This window comes from Salmonella sp. NW1250, assembly GCF_051812965.1.
Classification (GTDB): Bacteria; Pseudomonadota; Gammaproteobacteria; order Enterobacterales; family Enterobacteriaceae; genus Salmonella; species Salmonella enterica.
Genome location: NZ_JAMNDD010000003.1, coordinates 313,546 through 330,316 on the forward strand (window position 1 = coordinate 313,546; position 16,771 = coordinate 330,316).

15 protein-coding genes are annotated in these 16,771 nt (G+C 53.6%); 9 read left to right on the forward strand and 6 right to left on the reverse strand.

Features of this window, described 5'->3' with window-relative positions; all coding sequences use genetic code 11:
- Positions 1 to 69: 69 nt before the first annotated feature.
- Entirely contained in the window at positions 70 to 1,314 is a 1,245-nt protein-coding gene (gene entS, locus NBA72_RS07075; RefSeq protein WP_010835276.1) for an enterobactin transporter EntS, read from the forward strand.
- 62 nt (positions 1,315 to 1,376) lie between these two features.
- On the opposite strand, the gene fepB is transcribed toward entS, so the two are convergent.
- Positions 1,377 to 2,333 carry a Fe2+-enterobactin ABC transporter substrate-binding protein gene (gene fepB, locus NBA72_RS07080; protein WP_001238992.1) on the reverse strand — a complete coding sequence of 319 codons (957 nt, stop codon included), beginning with the start codon at positions 2,331 to 2,333 and terminating at the stop codon, positions 1,377 to 1,379.
- A 308-nt stretch (positions 2,334 to 2,641) separates the two neighbouring features.
- Here fepB and entC point away from each other — a divergent pair, with 308 nt between their 5' ends.
- The 7 genes from entC (at position 2,642) to NBA72_RS07115 (ending at position 10,027) form a co-directional block, all read left to right on the forward strand.
- Positions 2,642 to 3,817: an isochorismate synthase EntC gene (gene entC, locus NBA72_RS07085; protein WP_042948058.1), complete on the forward strand. Its 1,176-nt coding sequence runs from the start codon at positions 2,642 to 2,644 to the stop codon at positions 3,815 to 3,817.
- 9 nt (positions 3,818 to 3,826) lie between these two features.
- On the forward strand, positions 3,827 to 5,437 hold the full coding sequence (gene entE / locus NBA72_RS07090; RefSeq protein WP_042948056.1) for a (2,3-dihydroxybenzoyl)adenylate synthase EntE: 1,611 nt from the start codon (positions 3,827 to 3,829) through the stop codon (positions 5,435 to 5,437).
- 13 nt (positions 5,438 to 5,450) lie between these two features.
- The gene (locus NBA72_RS07095) at positions 5,451 to 6,308 is read left to right on the forward strand and encodes an isochorismatase (protein ID WP_001007166.1); all 858 of its coding nucleotides are present in this window, start codon (positions 5,451 to 5,453) and stop codon (positions 6,306 to 6,308) included.
- Positions 6,308 to 7,063: a 2,3-dihydro-2,3-dihydroxybenzoate dehydrogenase EntA gene (gene entA / locus NBA72_RS07100; RefSeq protein ID WP_001112176.1), complete on the forward strand. Its 756-nt coding sequence runs from the start codon at positions 6,308 to 6,310 to the stop codon at positions 7,061 to 7,063. Before NBA72_RS07095 ends, entA begins: the two co-directional genes overlap by 1 nt.
- Positions 7,064 to 7,065: 2 nt before the next feature.
- The gene (gene entH / locus NBA72_RS07105) at positions 7,066 to 7,479 is read left to right on the forward strand and encodes a proofreading thioesterase EntH (protein WP_000637966.1); all 414 of its coding nucleotides are present in this window, start codon (positions 7,066 to 7,068) and stop codon (positions 7,477 to 7,479) included.
- 181 nt (positions 7,480 to 7,660) lie between these two features.
- Positions 7,661 to 9,766 carry a pyruvate/proton symporter CstA gene (cstA, locus tag NBA72_RS07110; protein WP_042948053.1) on the forward strand — a complete coding sequence of 702 codons (2,106 nt, stop codon included), beginning with the start codon at positions 7,661 to 7,663 and terminating at the stop codon, positions 9,764 to 9,766.
- A gap of 63 nt (positions 9,767 to 9,829) precedes the next feature.
- Entirely contained in the window at positions 9,830 to 10,027 is a 198-nt protein-coding gene (locus NBA72_RS07115) for a YbdD/YjiX family protein (RefSeq protein ID WP_042948051.1), read from the forward strand.
- Positions 10,028 to 10,062: 35 nt separating this feature from the next.
- Here NBA72_RS07115 and NBA72_RS07120 read toward each other — a convergent pair whose 3' ends face one another.
- Positions 10,063 to 11,151 carry an oxidoreductase gene (locus tag NBA72_RS07120; RefSeq protein WP_042948050.1) on the reverse strand — a complete coding sequence of 363 codons (1,089 nt, stop codon included), beginning with the start codon at positions 11,149 to 11,151 and terminating at the stop codon, positions 10,063 to 10,065.
- A 126-nt stretch (positions 11,152 to 11,277) separates the two neighbouring features.
- Here NBA72_RS07120 and NBA72_RS07125 point away from each other — a divergent pair, with 126 nt between their 5' ends.
- Entirely contained in the window at positions 11,278 to 12,438 is a 1,161-nt protein-coding gene (locus tag NBA72_RS07125) for a pyridoxal phosphate-dependent aminotransferase (protein ID WP_001245605.1), read from the forward strand.
- Here NBA72_RS07125 and NBA72_RS07130 read toward each other — a convergent pair whose 3' ends face one another.
- The 4 genes from NBA72_RS07130 to dsbG form a co-directional block, all read right to left on the reverse strand.
- Positions 12,439 to 13,056, reverse strand: coding sequence for an IbrB-like domain-containing protein (locus tag NBA72_RS07130; RefSeq protein ID WP_001164755.1), 618 nt, complete (start codon positions 13,054 to 13,056; stop codon positions 12,439 to 12,441).
- Entirely contained in the window at positions 13,029 to 14,264 is a 1,236-nt protein-coding gene (locus tag NBA72_RS07135; RefSeq protein ID WP_023182267.1) for a phosphoadenosine phosphosulfate reductase, read from the reverse strand. The genes NBA72_RS07130 and NBA72_RS07135 overlap by 28 nt, the downstream gene beginning before the upstream one ends.
- A 163-nt stretch (positions 14,265 to 14,427) precedes the next feature.
- Positions 14,428 to 15,333 (reverse strand): DNA-binding transcriptional repressor CitR, encoded by a 906-nt coding sequence (citR, locus tag NBA72_RS07140; RefSeq protein ID WP_000002487.1) that lies wholly within the window; start codon positions 15,331 to 15,333, stop codon positions 14,428 to 14,430.
- A 316-nt stretch (positions 15,334 to 15,649) separates the two neighbouring features.
- Positions 15,650 to 16,396, reverse strand: a complete 747-nt coding sequence (gene dsbG / locus NBA72_RS07145) for a thiol:disulfide interchange protein DsbG (protein ID WP_042948046.1) — start codon at positions 16,394 to 16,396, stop codon at positions 15,650 to 15,652.
- Positions 16,397 to 16,771: the final 375 nt, after the last annotated feature.

Genomic DNA, 16,771 nt, shown 5'->3' on the forward strand with positions numbered 1-16,771 from the left:
TTATTTGGTTATGTTAGCATGTGCAGCCATTGAATGGATATTTAAAAAAACTCGCATTAAGGCGTTGTAATGAATCGACAATCCTGGCTGCTCAATCTCAGCCTGTTGAAGACGCACCCTGCATTTCGCGCAGTATTTCTGGCCCGTTTTATCTCTATTGTCTCGCTGGGGCTGCTTGGCGTGGCGGTTCCGGTACAGATCCAAATGATGACGCACTCCACCTGGCAGGTAGGGCTGTCGGTAACGTTAACCGGCGGCGCCATGTTTATTGGCTTAATGGTGGGCGGTGTGCTGGCCGATCGCTACGAACGTAAAAAGGTGATTCTGCTGGCGCGCGGTACTTGCGCTATTGGCTTTATTGGCCTGTGCGTGAACGCGCTGTTGCCGGAACCATCATTGCTGGCGATATATCTCCTTGGCCTGTGGGACGGCTTTTTCGCGTCTCTGGGCGTGACCGCGTTACTGGCGGCGACGCCAGCGCTGGTCGGAAGAGAAAATCTGATGCAGGCTGGCGCGATTACCATGCTGACGGTACGTCTGGGATCGGTTATTTCCCCGATGTTGGGGGGCATATTGCTTGCCAGCGGCGGTGTAGCCTGGAACTATGGGCTGGCGGCCGCCGGGACGTTTATTACGCTATTGCCGCTACTGACGCTGCCGCGACTGCCTGTTCCTCCGCAGCCGCGGGAAAATCCTTTTATCGCGTTACTGGCGGCATTTCGTTTTTTGCTCGCCAGTCCGCTTATCGGCGGTATTGCGCTGCTTGGCGGTCTGGTGACGATGGCAAGCGCGGTACGCGTCCTCTATCCGGCGCTGGCGATGAGCTGGCAGATGTCGGCGGCGCAAATCGGTTTACTGTATGCGGCAATTCCGCTGGGGGCGGCCATTGGCGCGCTGACCAGCGGACAACTGGCGCATAGCGTTCGTCCGGGGCTCATTATGCTGGTTTCGACAGTCGGTTCTTTTCTGGCGGTGGGGCTGTTCGCCATCATGCCGGTCTGGATCGCAGGTGTTATCTGTCTGGCGCTGTTTGGCTGGCTTAGCGCCATCAGTTCGTTATTACAATACACCCTGCTGCAAACCCAGACGCCGGAAAATATGCTGGGGCGAATGAACGGCCTGTGGACCGCGCAAAACGTCACGGGAGACGCTATCGGCGCGGCGCTGTTAGGCGGTCTTGGCGCAATGATGACGCCGGTCGCTTCCGCGAGCGTGAGTGGATTCGGGCTGGTGATTATTGGTTTGCTGCTGCTGTTAGTGCTGGGCGAGCTACGTCGTTTTCGCCAGACGCCGCCGGTTAGCGATGCTGGCTGATGAAGGGACGTTTATCCGACTGACAAAATCGGTCTGGTCAGTCGGATAAGACTCCGATAAGGCTAAAACAGGGCGGCCAGCCGGTTAAGCAACAATGTTGCGCTGTAATAATCCAGACGGAACGTCTCCGTGCCCAGGGCATAGACGCGCTTATTTTGCACCGCTGGCAGGTGCGCCAGCAGCGGATTGGCGTAAAGGGCCGCGACATCTTTGTTGTCGCCGGCAAACAGGAAAAGAGATTCGCCGTTTAACCCGGCGGCCAGATTTTCACCGCCAAGCTGAATGATATCGTGGCGCTTACCCTGGCTTTTGCTGGTTTGCAGCCCTCGGGGCAATGTCGCCAGCGTAAAGCCTAACTGCGTCAATAGCTTGCCTTGTGCTGATTCTGGCGTCCACAGATTGGCGCTATGCGCGGCAGGGGTATACACCAGCGCGCTAACCGGCTGCGGCGGCAGGGCGATTCGCTGTTTAACCGTCGTCAGTTGCGCCTCAAATTCCGCTATTCGCGCGGCGGCCTGTTTCTCCTGACCGGTGATCTCGCCAAGCTGCGTGAGCAAACTCTGCCAGCTTTTATCGTCATAATTGATGACGAGCGTCGGCGCGATAGCGGAGAGCTGATCGTAAAGCGCCAGCGCGGAGTCGCCGCCGGTGGCGCTAATCAAAATGAGATCCGGCATTTGCGCGGCGACCGTTTCGGCATTCGGTTCGCCGATGTACAGCCGGGCGACATGGCGAGCCTTTGCTACGTCGCTCCACTGGCGCATAAACCCTTGATCGTCGGCAAAGCGGTTATTCGGCGTAGTAGCTCCGCTGGCGACGACGGGGGCATCAATCGCCAGCAGCGAGCCTGTCAACGTCACGCTGGTAGAGACGATACGCGCGGGTTTGTGGTCCAGAGTATGAACGCCGCGGCTGTCCTGAATTTGCCGGGGCCAACCGGCGTCCTGGGCTAAGGATATTCCTGAAATTGATAAACCAACCACTAAAAGCAGCCAACGATAAAAGGCGGGGAGTCTCACAATAGCGTCCTGTTATTAATAAAGTTAATGCTTCTCATTTTCATATCAGCGGCAGCGAGATGCAAGCCTTAGTGCCATTTAACTCATGACCAGAGTTGACAGAGCGACGTTTTACTCTTAGGTTAGCGCACTAAAAATAGAAATAATAATCATTATTATACACAAAATCATTCAAGAGGCATCGCAACGGCAAGGGAAGAAATCCCCGCGAGCATAGATCACTGTGTGACCGGGGTTTCTGAGCGCAGCCAACAAAGAGGCAGCTTGAAAGATGAAGTGTATATAAGCCTTTATCATTGGAGGATGATATGGATATGTCACTGGCCGAGGACGCTCAGGAGACAATGGCAACGCTTGCTCCCGATCGCTTTTTCTTCATGTCGCCGTATCGCAGTTTTACCACTGCCGGGTGCTTCGCCCGTTATACCGAGCCTGCGGTTGCCGGCGATTCGCCGGATAGCCCTTTCCAGCAGAAATTGCGCCAGCAGTTTGCCGAGGCCAAATCGCAGGGCATCGCCAACCCTATCCTGGTGGGGGCGATCCCCTTTGATACCCGCCAGCCGTCGTCGCTATTTATCCCGATGGCGTGGCAGTCCTTTTCCCGCCAGCAAAAGCAGCGCACGGCGCGTTATTTTACTGACCATCAGCCGCTGACGGTGACGGCGCGAAAGGCGATTCCGGAGCAGGATGCTTTTGAAGCGATGGTCGCACGCGCGGCTATGCTGACCGCCACGCCAGACGTCGATAAAGTGGTGCTTTCCCGGCTAATAGATATCACCACTGATGTGGCGGTGGATAGCGGAGCATTGCTGGAGCGGCTGGTTGCGCAGAATCCAGTTAGTTACAACTTCCATGTGCCACTGGCTGATGGCGGCGTTCTGCTGGGCGCCAGCCCCGAATTGCTGCTACGCAAGGAGGGCGAGCGGTTTAGTTCGCTGCCGTTAGCAGGCTCGGCACGCCGACAGCCGGATGACGTTCTGGATCGCGAGGCGGGAAACCGACTGCTGGCTTCACAAAAAGATCGCCATGAACATGAGCTGGTGACGCAGGCGATGAAGCAGATCCTGCGCGATCGCAGCACGGAACTGCAATTACCTTCCTCTCCGCAGTTGATCACCACGCCGACGCTATGGCATCTCGGTACGCCGTTTGAGGGCAAGGCCAACGCCGGAGAAAACGCGCTGACGCTGGCCTGTCTGCTGCATCCGACCCCTGCGTTAAGCGGTTTCCCCCATCAGGTCGCGAAAAAGCTGATTGCTGAACTGGAACCGTTCGATCGTGAACTGTTTGGCGGCATTGTCGGCTGGTGCGACGCCGAAGGAAACGGCGAGTGGGTAGTAACGATTCGTTGCGCGAAATTGCACGGTAATCAGGTGCGCCTGTTCGCCGGCGCCGGGATTGTCCCTGCCTCTTCGCCAGTCGGCGAGTGGCGGGAAACCGGCGTCAAGCTCTCTACGATGTTGAACGTTTTTGGACTGCATTAAGGAACGATGATGCGTATACCTTTCACCCGTTGGCCGGATGAATTTGCCCGCCGTTATCGTGAAAAAGGCTACTGGCAAGACGTGCCGTTGACCGATATTCTGACCCGCCACGCTGACAGCGACAAGACGGCGGTCATTGAAGGCGAGCGCGCATTCAGCTATCGCCAGCTCAACCAGGCCGCAGATAATCTGGCCTGCTATTTACGCCGTCAGGGCATCAAACCTGGCGAAACCGCTCTGGTGCAACTGGGGAATGTACCGGAACTGTATATCACCTTTTTCGCCCTGTTGAAGCTTGGCGTAGCGCCCGTTCTGGCGCTGTTTAGCCATCAACGTACCGAACTTAACGCCTATGCGATGCAGATCGCGCCGACGCTGGTGATTGCCGATCGCCAACATATGCTGTTCGCCGGGGAGGACTTTCTCAACACGTTTGTGGCTGAACACCGCTCTGTGCGGGTGGTGTTATTGCGTAACGACGACGGCGATCACAGCCTGGACGCGGCGATGCGGCAGGCGGCGGAAGATTTCACCGCCACGCCATCACCTGCTGATGAAGTGGCCTACTTTCAGCTTTCCGGCGGTACTACCGGCACGCCAAAGCTTATTCCCCGTACCCATAACGACTATTACTACAGCGTGCGTCGCAGCAATGAGATTTGCGGTTTCAACGAGGAGACGCGTTTTCTGTGCGCGATTCCCGCCGCGCATAACTACGCCATGAGTTCGCCGGGCGCGCTGGGCGTTTTTCTCGCCAAAGGAACGGTAGTGCTGGCGACCGATCCCAGCGCCACGCTCTGTTTCCCGCTGATCGAAAAACACCAGATTAATGCCACGGCGCTGGTGCCGCCCGCGGTCAGTCTATGGCTACAGGCTATCCAGGAGTGGGGCGGCAATGCGCCGCTGGCGTCATTAAGGTTATTGCAGGTCGGCGGCGCGCGGCTTTCTGCGACGCTGGCCGCCCGTATTCCGGCTGAAATTGGTTGTCAGTTGCAGCAGGTCTTCGGCATGGCGGAAGGGTTAGTGAACTATACCCGGCTGGACGATAGTCCGGAACGGATTATCAATACCCAGGGAAGACCCATGTGTCCGGACGACGAAGTGTGGGTGGCGGATGCCGACGGGAATCCACTGCCGCCGGGCGAGATTGGTCGTCTGATGACGCGCGGCCCCTATACTTTTCGCGGCTATTTCAACAGTCCGCAACACAATGCCAGCGCCTTTGACGCCAACGGTTTTTACTGTTCCGGCGATCTGATCTCCATTGATCAAGACGGCTACATCACCGTTCACGGGCGTGAAAAAGATCAGATCAATCGGGGCGGCGAGAAGATAGCCGCCGAAGAGATAGAAAACCTGTTACTGCGCCACCCGGCGGTGATCCATGCGGCGCTGGTCAGCATGGAAGATGAACTGCTGGGGGAAAAAAGTTGCGCATATCTGGTGGTAAAAGAGCCGCTGCGAGCGGTACAGGTACGCCGTTTCCTGCGAGAGCAGGGCGTGGCGGAATTTAAATTACCGGATCGCGTGGAGTGCGTTGCGTCACTGCCACTGACGCCGGTTGGTAAAGTCGATAAAAAACAACTACGCCAGCGGTTGGCGTCACGTTCACCGCTCTGAAGGAGAAAGAGAGATGGCCATTCCGAAACTACAGTCTTACGCGCTGCCCACCGCACTGGATATCCCGACCAACAAAGTGAACTGGGCATTTGAGCCGGAGCGCGCTGCGCTGCTCATCCACGATATGCAGGATTACTTTGTCAGCTTTTGGGGCCGCAACTGCCCAATGATGGACCAGGTGATTGCCAATATCGCCGCTCTGCGCCAGTACTGTAAGGAACATCATATCCCGGTCTATTACACCGCTCAGCCGAAAGAGCAAAGCGATGAAGATCGCGCGTTACTCAATGATATGTGGGGGCCGGGACTGACGCGCTCTCCGGAACAGCAGAAGGTGGTAGAAGCCTTAACGCCGGATGAGGCGGATACGGTGCTGGTGAAGTGGCGCTATAGCGCGTTTCACCGCTCGCCGCTGGAACAGATGTTAAAAGATACCGGACGTAATCAGCTCATCATTACCGGCGTGTATGCGCATATTGGCTGTATGACCACCGCTACCGATGCGTTTATGCGCGACATTAAGCCGTTTATGGTGGCGGATGCGCTGGCGGATTTCAGCCGGGAAGAGCATCTGATGGCGCTGAACTATGTGGCGGGGCGTTCCGGTCGCGTCGTCATGACCGAGTCGCTGCTGCCGACGCCGGTTCCTGCCAGTAAAGCGGCGCTGCGGGCGTTGATTCTGCCGTTGCTGGATGAGACCGACGAGCCGCTGGATGATGAAAACCTGATTGATTATGGCCTGGATTCAGTACGCATGATGGGGCTGGCAGCGCGCTGGCGTAAAGTACACGGCGATATCGACTTCGTGATGCTGGCGAAAAACCCGACCATTGACGCCTGGTGGGCGCTGCTTTCTCGCGGGGTAGAGTAATGCCCTGTATTGATTTTTCAGACAAAACGGTATGGGTGACCGGGGCGGGGAAAGGGATCGGTTACGCGACGGCACTGGCGTTTGTTGACGCCGGGGCGCGGGTGATCGGCTTCGATCGCGAATTTACGCAAGAGAGTTATCCCTTTGCTACCGAAGTTATGGATGTGGCGGATGCCGGGCAGGTTGCGCAGGTGTGCCAGCGTGTGTTGCAAAAAACGCCGCGGCTGGATGTGCTGGTCAACGCCGCCGGTATTTTACGTATGGGAGCGACCGATGCGCTTAGCGTCGACGACTGGCAGCAGACGTTTGCGGTCAATGTGGGCGGGGCATTTAACCTGTTTTCGCAGACGATGGCGCAGTTTCGCCGTCAGCAGGGAGGGGCGATTGTCACCGTAGCCTCAGATGCGGCGCATACGCCGCGCATCGGTATGAGCGCCTACGGCGCCTCTAAAGCGGCGCTGAAAAGCCTGGCGCTAACCGTAGGGCTGGAGCTGGCGGGCTGCGGGGTGCGCTGTAATGTGGTGTCGCCTGGTTCGACTGACACCGATATGCAGCGCACGTTATGGGTGAGTGAAGATGCCGAACAGCAGCGTATTCGCGGTTTCGGCGAACAGTTTAAGCTCGGCATACCGCTCGGTAAAATCGCCCGTCCGCAGGAGATAGCCAATACCATTTTGTTTCTTGCCTCCGATCTGGCCAGCCACATTACCTTGCAGGATATCGTGGTGGACGGCGGTTCAACATTGGGAGCCTGACGATGATCTGGAAACGGCATTTAACGCTGGATGAATTGAACGCTACCAGTCAGAACACGCTGGTGGCGCATCTGGGTATTGTTTACACCCGTCTGGGCGATGACGTGCTGGAGGCGGAAATGCCCGTCGATGCCCGCACTCATCAACCGTTTGGTCTGCTACACGGCGGCGCATCGGCAGCGCTGGCGGAGACGTTAGGATCAATGGCGGGTTATCTGATGACCCGCGACGGGCAGTGCGTGGTCGGGACCGAGTTAAACGCCACCCACCACCGCGCCGTCTCGCAGGGGAAAGTACGCGGCGTTTGCCTGCCGCTGCATTTGGGGCGGCAGAATCAAAGCTGGGAAATTACGCTCTTTGACGAGCAGGGGAGGCGCTGCTGTACCTGTCGCCTGGGAACGGCGGTAATGGGATAGTTCTGGCAAAGTAAAATGCAATTGCAGCATTAACGAAGAAAGGAAGTGATCTGGTTAACACTGTAATGTAAAAAATGGGTAACGATACGGTTTTATCATGTTGTTGTGTTGTTAATTACGGTAAAGGTGTTATAGAAACAAAATGTAACATCTCTCTGGAACACCCAAACGGACAACAACTATGAATAAATCAGGGAAATACCTCGTCTGGACAGCGCTCTCAGTATTGGGTGCGTTTGCCCTGGGCTATATTGCGTTAAATCGTGGGGAACAGATCAACGCGCTATGGATCGTGGTGGCGTCGGTCTGTGTCTATCTTATTGCGTATCGTTTTTATGGGCTCTATATCGCCAAAAAAGTGCTGGCGGTTGACCCAACGCGTATGACGCCCGCGGTACGTCATAATGATGGTCTGGATTATGTCCCGACCGATAAGAAAGTGCTTTTTGGTCACCATTTTGCGGCCATTGCTGGCGCAGGTCCGCTGGTCGGGCCGGTACTGGCGGCGCAGATGGGCTATCTGCCGGGGATGATCTGGCTGCTGGCGGGCGTCGTGCTGGCGGGAGCGGTGCAGGACTTTATGGTGCTGTTCGTCTCGACCCGGCGCGATGGGCGTTCGCTTGGCGAGCTGGTTAAAGAGGAGATGGGCGCGACGGCAGGGGTGATCGCGCTGGTGGCCTGCTTTATGATCATGGTGATCATTCTGGCCGTCCTGGCGATGATCGTGGTGAAAGCGCTGACCCATAGCCCGTGGGGAACGTACACTGTCGCGTTCACCATTCCACTGGCGATTTTTATGGGCATCTACCTGCGTTATCTGCGTCCGGGGCGCATCGGCGAGGTGTCGGTCATTGGGCTGGTATTTCTTATTTTCGCTATTATTTCCGGCGGATGGGTGGCGGCAAGCCCAACCTGGGCGCCGTACTTTGATTTTACTGGCGTGCAGCTTACCTGGATGCTGGTGGGTTATGGTTTTGTCGCGGCGGTACTGCCGGTCTGGCTGCTGCTCGCGCCGCGTGATTACCTCTCTACCTTCCTGAAAATTGGTACGATTGTCGGTCTGGCGGTCGGGATTCTGATCATGCGTCCGACGCTGACTATGCCGGCGCTGACCAAATTTGTTGATGGTACCGGACCGGTCTGGACGGGCGACCTGTTCCCGTTCCTGTTTATTACCATCGCCTGCGGCGCGGTCTCCGGTTTCCATGCGCTCATCTCCTCCGGCACGACGCCGAAGATGTTGGCCAACGAAGGCCAGGCCTGCTTTATCGGCTACGGCGGGATGTTAATGGAATCTTTCGTCGCCATTATGGCGCTGGTCTCGGCCTGTATTATCGATCCGGGCGTTTACTTTGCGATGAATAGCCCGATGGCGGTACTGGCGCCAGCGGGGACAGCGGATGTCGTGGCTTCTGCCGCGCAGGTGGTCAGTAGTTGGGGTTTCGCTATCACGCCGGATACGTTACACCAGATTGCCAATGAAGTCGGCGAACAATCTATTATCTCCCGCGCAGGCGGTGCGCCAACGCTGGCGGTAGGGATGGCCTACATTTTACATGGCGCGTTGGGCGGCATGATGGATGTGGCGTTCTGGTATCACTTTGCCATTCTGTTTGAAGCGCTGTTTATTCTGACGGCGGTGGATGCGGGTACCCGTGCGGCGCGCTTTATGTTGCAGGATTTGTTGGGCGTAGTGTCGCCAGGGCTGAAACGTACCGATTCGCTGCCAGCGAACCTGCTTGCTACGGCATTGTGCGTGCTGGCGTGGGGGTATTTCCTCCATCAGGGCGTGGTCGATCCGTTGGGCGGTATTAACACCCTGTGGCCGCTGTTTGGCATCGCTAACCAGATGCTGGCGGGGATGGCGCTGATGCTTTGCGCTGTGGTACTGTTCAAAATGAAGCGTCAGCGTTATGCGTGGGTCGCGCTGGTGCCGACGGCCTGGCTGCTGATTTGTACGCTGACGGCGGGCTGGCAGAAAGCGTTTAGTCCGGATGCGAAAATCGGCTTCCTGGCCATTGCCAATAAGTTCCAGGCGATGATCGACAGCGGCAATATTCCGCCGCAGTACACCGAATCGCAGCTCGCGCAGTTGGTATTCAATAACCGTCTGGATGCCGGGCTAACCATCTTCTTTATGGTGGTGGTCGTGGTGCTGGCGGTCTTCTCTATTAAGACGGCGCTGGTCGCTCTGAAAATTGATAAACCGACGGCGAATGAAACGCCGTATGAGCCGATGCCGGAAAATGTGGATGAGATCGTGACGCAGGCGAAAGGCGCGCACTAATCTTTTTACATCAATAGCCCTCTCCAGAATAAGGAGAGGGCATTTGAATGACAGGTGACAACGATGTTCGATACGCTTTCGAAAGCCGGAAAATATCTGGGACAGGCCGCAAAAATGATGATTGGCGTGCCAGACTACGACAACTATGTTGAGCATATGCGCATAACGCATCCGGATCAGGCGCCGATGACCTATGAAGAATTTTTCCGCGAGCGGCAGGATGCGCGCTATGGTGGAAAAGGCGGCGCGCGTTGCTGCTGAGGGTTGCCAGGCCTGATAAACGCAACTTCACCAGGCTATATTCTGAAAAATTCAACTTTTTCAAACGCCGCACGCAGGGTGTCTGGCGTTAACGTCACCGGTAAATAGTGGATGGATTCGACCGGGCGCAGGGTATGCGCGATTACCCTATCGATCTCGGCGGTGTTATGAATATCCACGTCCAGTTCGCTAAGCTTGGCCGGCAGATGAAATCGCCGGTACGCTGCAATCAATTGCGCCAGCACGTCATCTTGTCCCAGTAGCGCGCTTTGCACCAGAATGCCATAAGCCACTTTCGTTCCGTGCAGGAATTTTTCCGTTTGCGGCAGGACGGTCAGACCGTTGTGTACCGCATGGGCGGCGGCGACACGGGTATAGCGTTCCCCTAGGCCGCCGACCATACCGCCGCCAGCGATAATCGCATCAACCACGTCGCAAAATGCCTGGGTCAGCCGACGCTGCTGTTTATCCGCTAATGCTTGTTCGCTGCTGGTCAGCAGGAGATCGCGAATAGCGCACGCGCTGTTAATGCCCAGTCTTACGGTCAATGGCAACGTTTCAGGCTGCGGCGCAAGCACAACGGCTTCATACCATTTCGCCAGCGTATCGCCAATGCCAGCTAACAGATAGTCATCGGGCGCCTGCAGAATAATGCGCGGTTCGACCAGCACCAGAAAATTGGCATCATCAAAAATTTCGAACTGTAACGCCTGTCCCGCGTCGTTATACCAGACGGAAAGCGGTGTCCAGGCGGCGCAGGTTGCCGCGATGGTCGGGATAGCGACAAACGGCAGCGCCAGACGGCGGGCGAGCGCTTTGGCGGTATCGAGCAGCGCGCCGCCGCCGACGCCTATCACCACCTGACGATCGTCGTTGCAGGCGTGCGCCAGTTGGGCAACATGGCGTTCGCTACAATGGCCGGTAAACTGCAGATGTTTTGCGCCAGCACGTTCAAACGCTTCCGGCAGGTAAGGCCGGGCGGCGGCAATCGCGCGTTCGCCGTACACCCAAACGGCGTGGGAAAGCTGTTCCGGCGTGAAAAAGTCTGTCAGTCTTCCGAGACTTCCGGCATGGGAATAATAATTCGCCGGGCCGGTAACGACGCGGATTTCAGTGTGGTTCATGTTGTGTTGTCCTTAGGGTCTTCTCACCGCTGTTATTATATTTAGACATCTAAACGTCTTGATTGCCAAATACTAACACCCTGTGATAGTGTGTCAATAACCACATCACTGGCGGGTATGAAGATAATGAGAAATAACCCACTGATTCCAAAAAGCAAATTGCCCAATCTTGGCACCACGATTTTTACGCAAATGAGCGCGCTGGCGCAGAAACATCAGGCAATAAATTTATCGCAAGGCTTCCCTGATTTTGATGGTCCTTCTTATTTGCACGAGCGGTTGGCTTATCATGTCGCGCAGGGCGCGAATCAATATGCGCCGATGACGGGCGCGCAGGCGCTGAGGGAGGCCATAGCCGATAAAACGGCGGAAATATATGGTTATCGACCCGATGACGTAAGTGATATCACCGTCACAGCGGGCGCGACAGAAGCGTTGTACGCGGCGATTACCGCGCTCGTGCGGGCAGGGGATGAAGTTATCTGTTTCGATCCCAGTTACGACAGCTATGCCCCAGCCGTGGCGCTTTCCGGCGGCGTGTTAAAACGCATAGCGCTTACGCCGCCGCATTTTCGCGTCGACTGGCAGGCGTTTTCGGCGTTGCTTAGCGAGCGCACGCGGCTGGTGATCCTCAATACGCCGCATAATCCCACCGCTACCGTCTGGCGTCAGGAGGATATCGAGGCGCTGTGGCAGGCTATCGGCGAGCGGGAAATTTATGTGTTAAGCGATGAAGTGTACGAACATATTTGTTTTGCCGTCGAAGGTCATGCCAGCGTATTGGCGCACCCTCAGTTACGAGAGCGGGCGGTTGCCGTTTCATCGTTTGGTAAAACCTTTCATATGACGGGATGGAAGATTGGTTACTGCGTTGCGCCTGCGGCCATTAGCGCCGAAATCCGCAAAGTTCATCAGTACCTGACGTTTTGCGTCAATACGCCGGCGCAACTGGCGCTGGCGGATATGCTGCGCGCCGCGCCGGAACACTATCGCGCGTTACCCGATTTTTACCGGAAAAAACGCGATGTGCTGGTTAACGCGCTGGCGCAAAGCCGATTAAAAGTGCTGCCCTGTGAAGGTACCTATTTTCTGTTAATCGATTACAGCGCAGTGTCGACGCTAAATGACGTTGAGTTTTGTCAGTGGCTAACCGAAGAAGTCGGTGTCGCCGCTATTCCGCTCTCTGTCTTTTGCGCCGCCCCTTTCCCGCATCAGCTTATACGTTTATGTTTCGCTAAACAGGAATCAACGCTGCTGGCCGCCGCAGAGCGCCTGTGTAAACTGTAGTTATTTAACCGTCCACGCTCTGGAGAATCGACGGTCTGCAAAAAGCTCCTGCAGGCCGTTGATCTGTTTCAGGCGCAGGACTTCATCGGCGTCCATACCTAACTCCTGGCCGATTTTGCTCTCGTCCCAGCCTAGCAGAGAAAGTTCGCGCACGATTTCTGACATGGCGTGGATCTGGTGACGCCCGCGCGCGCGGTTATGCCGAATGGTTGCCGCCATGCGTTCGTGACGTTCTCTGTCCAGACACGTTATCGGCAGGTAGCCTTTCAGACGCCTTTTCAGGGCCGCTTTTCCTTTGCCCAGCTCATGACGGTGAAAACCGTCCACAATCTCGTACTCCTCCGCATCGGCCTTTACCACCACGATCGGCTGAGTAAACCCATCTTGTTCAATCGATTTAAGCAGCAGTTTTTTCTCCGGCGGCGCAACGTTATTCGGGTTGTAGTCATTAGGCGAAATATGATCGTTTTTCACCCACAGGACACAATCGACAGGCTCATCGCGAAAAGGACTAACGCTATGTATCGCCATTCTAAATTCATTAATGGCGGCGATCCTCTCCTCTTCAGGCAGTTCAGAGAGAAAGTGAGTTATTTCGGTTGTGAGTCGGTGTTGCATAAGATCCCCCATTCCTGGCGTTTAGCTTTCATACGTTCGTTATAACGCTGGTAATTCTTAGGTTTTGTCGGACTGAATGACAGCGCCCGGCACCAGTAATCATTGTTCAGTAATACTTTGCAGATCCGTCGCCATGACGGAATATCGCGCGATCCGATATCGCCATGCTGCGTCTGTGGAATGGTGTTCATGCCTTTTTTCTTATACCACTGCAAATAAACGGCGATTTTATTACGGTAATGTTCGGCAGTGACTTCAGGCATACTGTGTAGCAGGAGCAGCGCGTACTCTTCCCAGTTAAGGTGATCGGGTTTTAAAATTTTCCGGTGGCCATAAAAATGGCTGTCTTGTCCGGCGTATATTCCTCCGCTGAGTGCGCCGCTGACTCTGGCGCACATGGCCGCCCAGCGCTCAGGTTCGATAACATGATACAGCCATAACCCCTGTCGTTGTTCCGGACCGAACGGTTCGCAAATACGCATGTAACGGGGCGGTACGCCAGCCTGATACATCAAATTATACAAAGGGTTACAGGGTTTACCTGTTTTGGCGAACCAGGTCCAGATATCTGCGGTTTTCCAGTCATAGATGGGATAGATATACCAGGTGTGCCCCTTAGGGGCTAACGTGGTCCAGGGCTTATCGTCGGCAAAGCGCAGCTTATGCGAGTTAGCGATAGCGGCAAATCGGTTATAGGATTCGTCGGAACGAATACCGACCAGCATAGCGGCAGGACGTTTTTCTGAAAACCAGTCGGCAAAATCGCGAACGAACTGTTCAAAGGTCATGCCTTGTTGATAAAAGGAAAAAAAGGCCGGATCGGTAATCGCATCTTCTGGCGGTTGTCGTACCCAGTCGGCACCCGGTTGCCAACACTGCCACTCCGGCTGGTATTGTGAAAGGGAATTTTGTGTGGTTAAGGGTAATGCGACCCAATAAAAACGCTCAATAACGTCCGCGTAATATTCACGTAATGATTCAATATAGGCGATGGTACAGGAGAATTGCGCTTCCCAGTCAATGAAGAGAACGTGGATCTTTTTATTCATTTTGCGCGCCAACGTTGCCGTCAGGTGCAGCATAAGTCCTGAATCTTTACCACCAGAAAATGAGACGCAGACCCGGGGTAAGGTTTCCAGGGTCCACATTATACGCTCTTGAGCCGCTTCCAGAACATTTTGCTCAAGCGGAACTTTATAAACCGACATCTCTGGATAGTCTCCGATGTGTTAACTACAGTATATTCGAAATAATTAACATAAAGGATAAGCGGATTAGATGAACTTGCAATGCTTTATTATATTTACCAAATAAATACATTATGTAGACATATACACTGAATTTATATTACCTCCCTCTTGGGCCTTCTTATTAATACTTTTTTGTGATGTGCTCAATGAGCTCAGCAAATCCGCTATTATTCAGCGAAGCTCTATTATACATAAGATAGAGGGGGTTAGCAGGAACAGAAAAAGGTGTGGAAATTTGTCTAAGCTTAACCGTGGGTTGATAATAATCCACAATAATCTTAGGTAAAAAACCAATAAGATCTGTCACGCTAATCGCATTGGCAATAGTGATAAGCGACTTACTTTTAAAGCCTATAGTTCTTTCTGCTAATACATGATTAAGGAAAGTCTGATGCTCTTTTACTGCGGCATCATCGGCGGCGATGAGATGAGTAAAAGTTTCTTTCAGCAGTTCTTCAACGCTTACGCTCTCTCGCAATCGGGGATGGTTTTCACTGCAAACCAGAACGCATTCCACCCTATAAAAGTGTGTACAAACAATGGAGCGATTACTGATCGGCGACATCGAGAGGACAATATCTGCTTTACGGTAGGCGAGAAGATCTTCAGGAGATTCTTCCGTTCCCAAAATGTCGTGATGTTCAATTTCAATCTGTGGGTCTTTACGCAGATATTTCATCAGTTCCAGTAATTGTTTCGTTATCAACAATTGTGGGCTGTAGATAATAAACTTTTTCTTCAGGCTGGACTGATTCATTATATTAATAGTTTGTTCCAGGCTGTTAAGGTTATTTTCTAAATGATAATGTAAATTAATGCCTGTTACGGTAGGCGTAATTCCTTTACCTGAACGAATAAATAGAGGGTCGTTGAATTGCGTGCGCAGGCGTTGCAATGACTGGCTTACGGCAGAAGGTGTAATATAGAGTGTTTCTGCTGCTTTGCTAATGCTTAAATGTTGATAGATACATTCAAATATAACCAACAAGTTAAGATCAAATTTTTTAAGGTCGTAAAGGTTAGCCATAGTATCTTCCCGGCATCATCATGGTATCTTCCATGATTATGACTTAATCTCAATAATTTACCAGAGTTATGTTTATTAAACTTAATGTAGAGTTTATTTAAACTAAAATACCACAGTTATGAATATTTTAGCGAGTAAATAATCACAGTAGAGGCGGACATAACTGACACTTATATAATCACGCCGTTAGTCTAAAAAGGCTGTGCCGGATGACATGTTGGTCTGGCGTCGCGTTAATGCCGGGAGGAGGTTGGCCCGACAAACGCAGCGCTATCGGGCGGGGTACGGTTAAGTTTCTGCCTTGCTAATTTCTGCGTTAAGGCTGCCCCATCATGGCGTCCAGTTGCGCTTTTTCCGGTAAACCAACAACCTGTTGCAAAACCTTATCTTTATTCATGTAATAAATTGCTGGCGTCGCGTTAGCGCCAAGATCGTCCATTAACTGCTGATTCTGATTAATGACTTTCATCTGCGCCGGGGGGATGGACGCCGGAACCTCCAGCTTCATCTTTCCTGCGGAGGCTTCATAGTCATACCAGGTTTTCGCCGGGTCTTTCGCGGCTAAAATCGCTGCGGCTGTGGCCGGGCTTTCCGGTTTAATCACCCCGACCAGTAACGTACGTAATTGTACCTTGCCGGATTCGACCCACGGGCGAGCTTGTTGCCAAAACTGCTTACAATAGGGGCAGAAAGGGTCGGCGAAGACATACAGCACCACCGGCGCGTCTTTTTTACCGTCGAGTATCCATGACGCTTTTTCCATTTTCTGCCACATTTCACGTCCGGCCGGTGCATAGATCTCTTTTTCTATCAGGGCGTTGCTAAGATTTTCACCTTTTTCATTATACATATAGCCGGAAATCGCGTGTTTGCCGTCCGGCGTCAGGTAAATCGTGACGCCCATATCCTGATACTTTCCGAGATAGCCCTTCATGCCCTCCGGCGCCTCGAAGGATTTCAGGATAGTTATGCCCTGTTTTTCAATGGCTTTAACCGGCGCAGGCAGTTCTTCCGCGTGGGCGAGAATGGGCAGCATAGCAAGCAGCAATGTACGTTTAATCATATTTTTTCCTTTTAAGATCAAAGCGAAAAGAGTATTAATGATGATGCCTATCACAGACATAGGTAAGAGCTGGCGTGCCGGGATTGCCCTTTCTATGCTGGGGTGATGTAATCCTTTTCGCTGTTACAGCCTTTGTTAAGGTAATGTAGAGCGCAACACTTAGCCAGCATATACGCTATGGATTTCGAGTTGCAGACAATACGTCTGTAATTTGCAAGACGAGTCGTACTGGCTCTGAAGTTACCTACGGGTAGTTCAGGTAATGGGGCCGCCTGTCAGGCGGCCTTTTTACTTTAGATGGCTGACAGGGCGCAGTGTTCACAATGTCGCCCGAATCGGGTTGTTAGTTAACGCTTATTGATTTGATAATGGAAA

What these genes read in the sequence shown, in the direction of transcription:
- entS (WP_010835276.1), top strand. Translation starts at nt 70, where the DNA reads ATGAATCGACAATCCTGGCTGCTCAATCTCAGCCTGTTGAAGACGCAC.
- entC (WP_042948058.1), top strand. Translation starts at nt 2,642, where the DNA reads ATGGATATGTCACTGGCCGAGGACGCTCAGGAGACAATGGCAACGCTT.
- entE (WP_042948056.1), top strand. Translation starts at nt 3,827, where the DNA reads ATGCGTATACCTTTCACCCGTTGGCCGGATGAATTTGCCCGCCGTTAT.
- NBA72_RS07095 (WP_001007166.1), top strand. Translation starts at nt 5,451, where the DNA reads ATGGCCATTCCGAAACTACAGTCTTACGCGCTGCCCACCGCACTGGAT.
- entA (WP_001112176.1), top strand. Translation starts at nt 6,308, where the DNA reads ATGCCCTGTATTGATTTTTCAGACAAAACGGTATGGGTGACCGGGGCG.
- entH (WP_000637966.1), top strand. Translation starts at nt 7,066, where the DNA reads ATGATCTGGAAACGGCATTTAACGCTGGATGAATTGAACGCTACCAGT.
- cstA (WP_042948053.1), top strand. Translation starts at nt 7,661, where the DNA reads ATGAATAAATCAGGGAAATACCTCGTCTGGACAGCGCTCTCAGTATTG.
- NBA72_RS07115 (WP_042948051.1), top strand. Translation starts at nt 9,830, where the DNA reads ATGTTCGATACGCTTTCGAAAGCCGGAAAATATCTGGGACAGGCCGCA.
- NBA72_RS07120 (WP_042948050.1), bottom strand. Translation starts at nt 11,151, where the DNA reads ATGAACCACACTGAAATCCGCGTCGTTACCGGCCCGGCGAATTATTAT.
- NBA72_RS07125 (WP_001245605.1), top strand. Translation starts at nt 11,278, where the DNA reads ATGAGAAATAACCCACTGATTCCAAAAAGCAAATTGCCCAATCTTGGC.
- NBA72_RS07130 (WP_001164755.1), bottom strand. Translation starts at nt 13,056, where the DNA reads ATGCAACACCGACTCACAACCGAAATAACTCACTTTCTCTCTGAACTG.
- NBA72_RS07135 (WP_023182267.1), bottom strand. Translation starts at nt 14,264, where the DNA reads ATGTCGGTTTATAAAGTTCCGCTTGAGCAAAATGTTCTGGAAGCGGCT.
- citR (WP_000002487.1), bottom strand. Translation starts at nt 15,333, where the DNA reads ATGGCTAACCTTTACGACCTTAAAAAATTTGATCTTAACTTGTTGGTT.
- dsbG (WP_042948046.1), bottom strand. Translation starts at nt 16,396, where the DNA reads ATGATTAAACGTACATTGCTGCTTGCTATGCTGCCCATTCTCGCCCAC.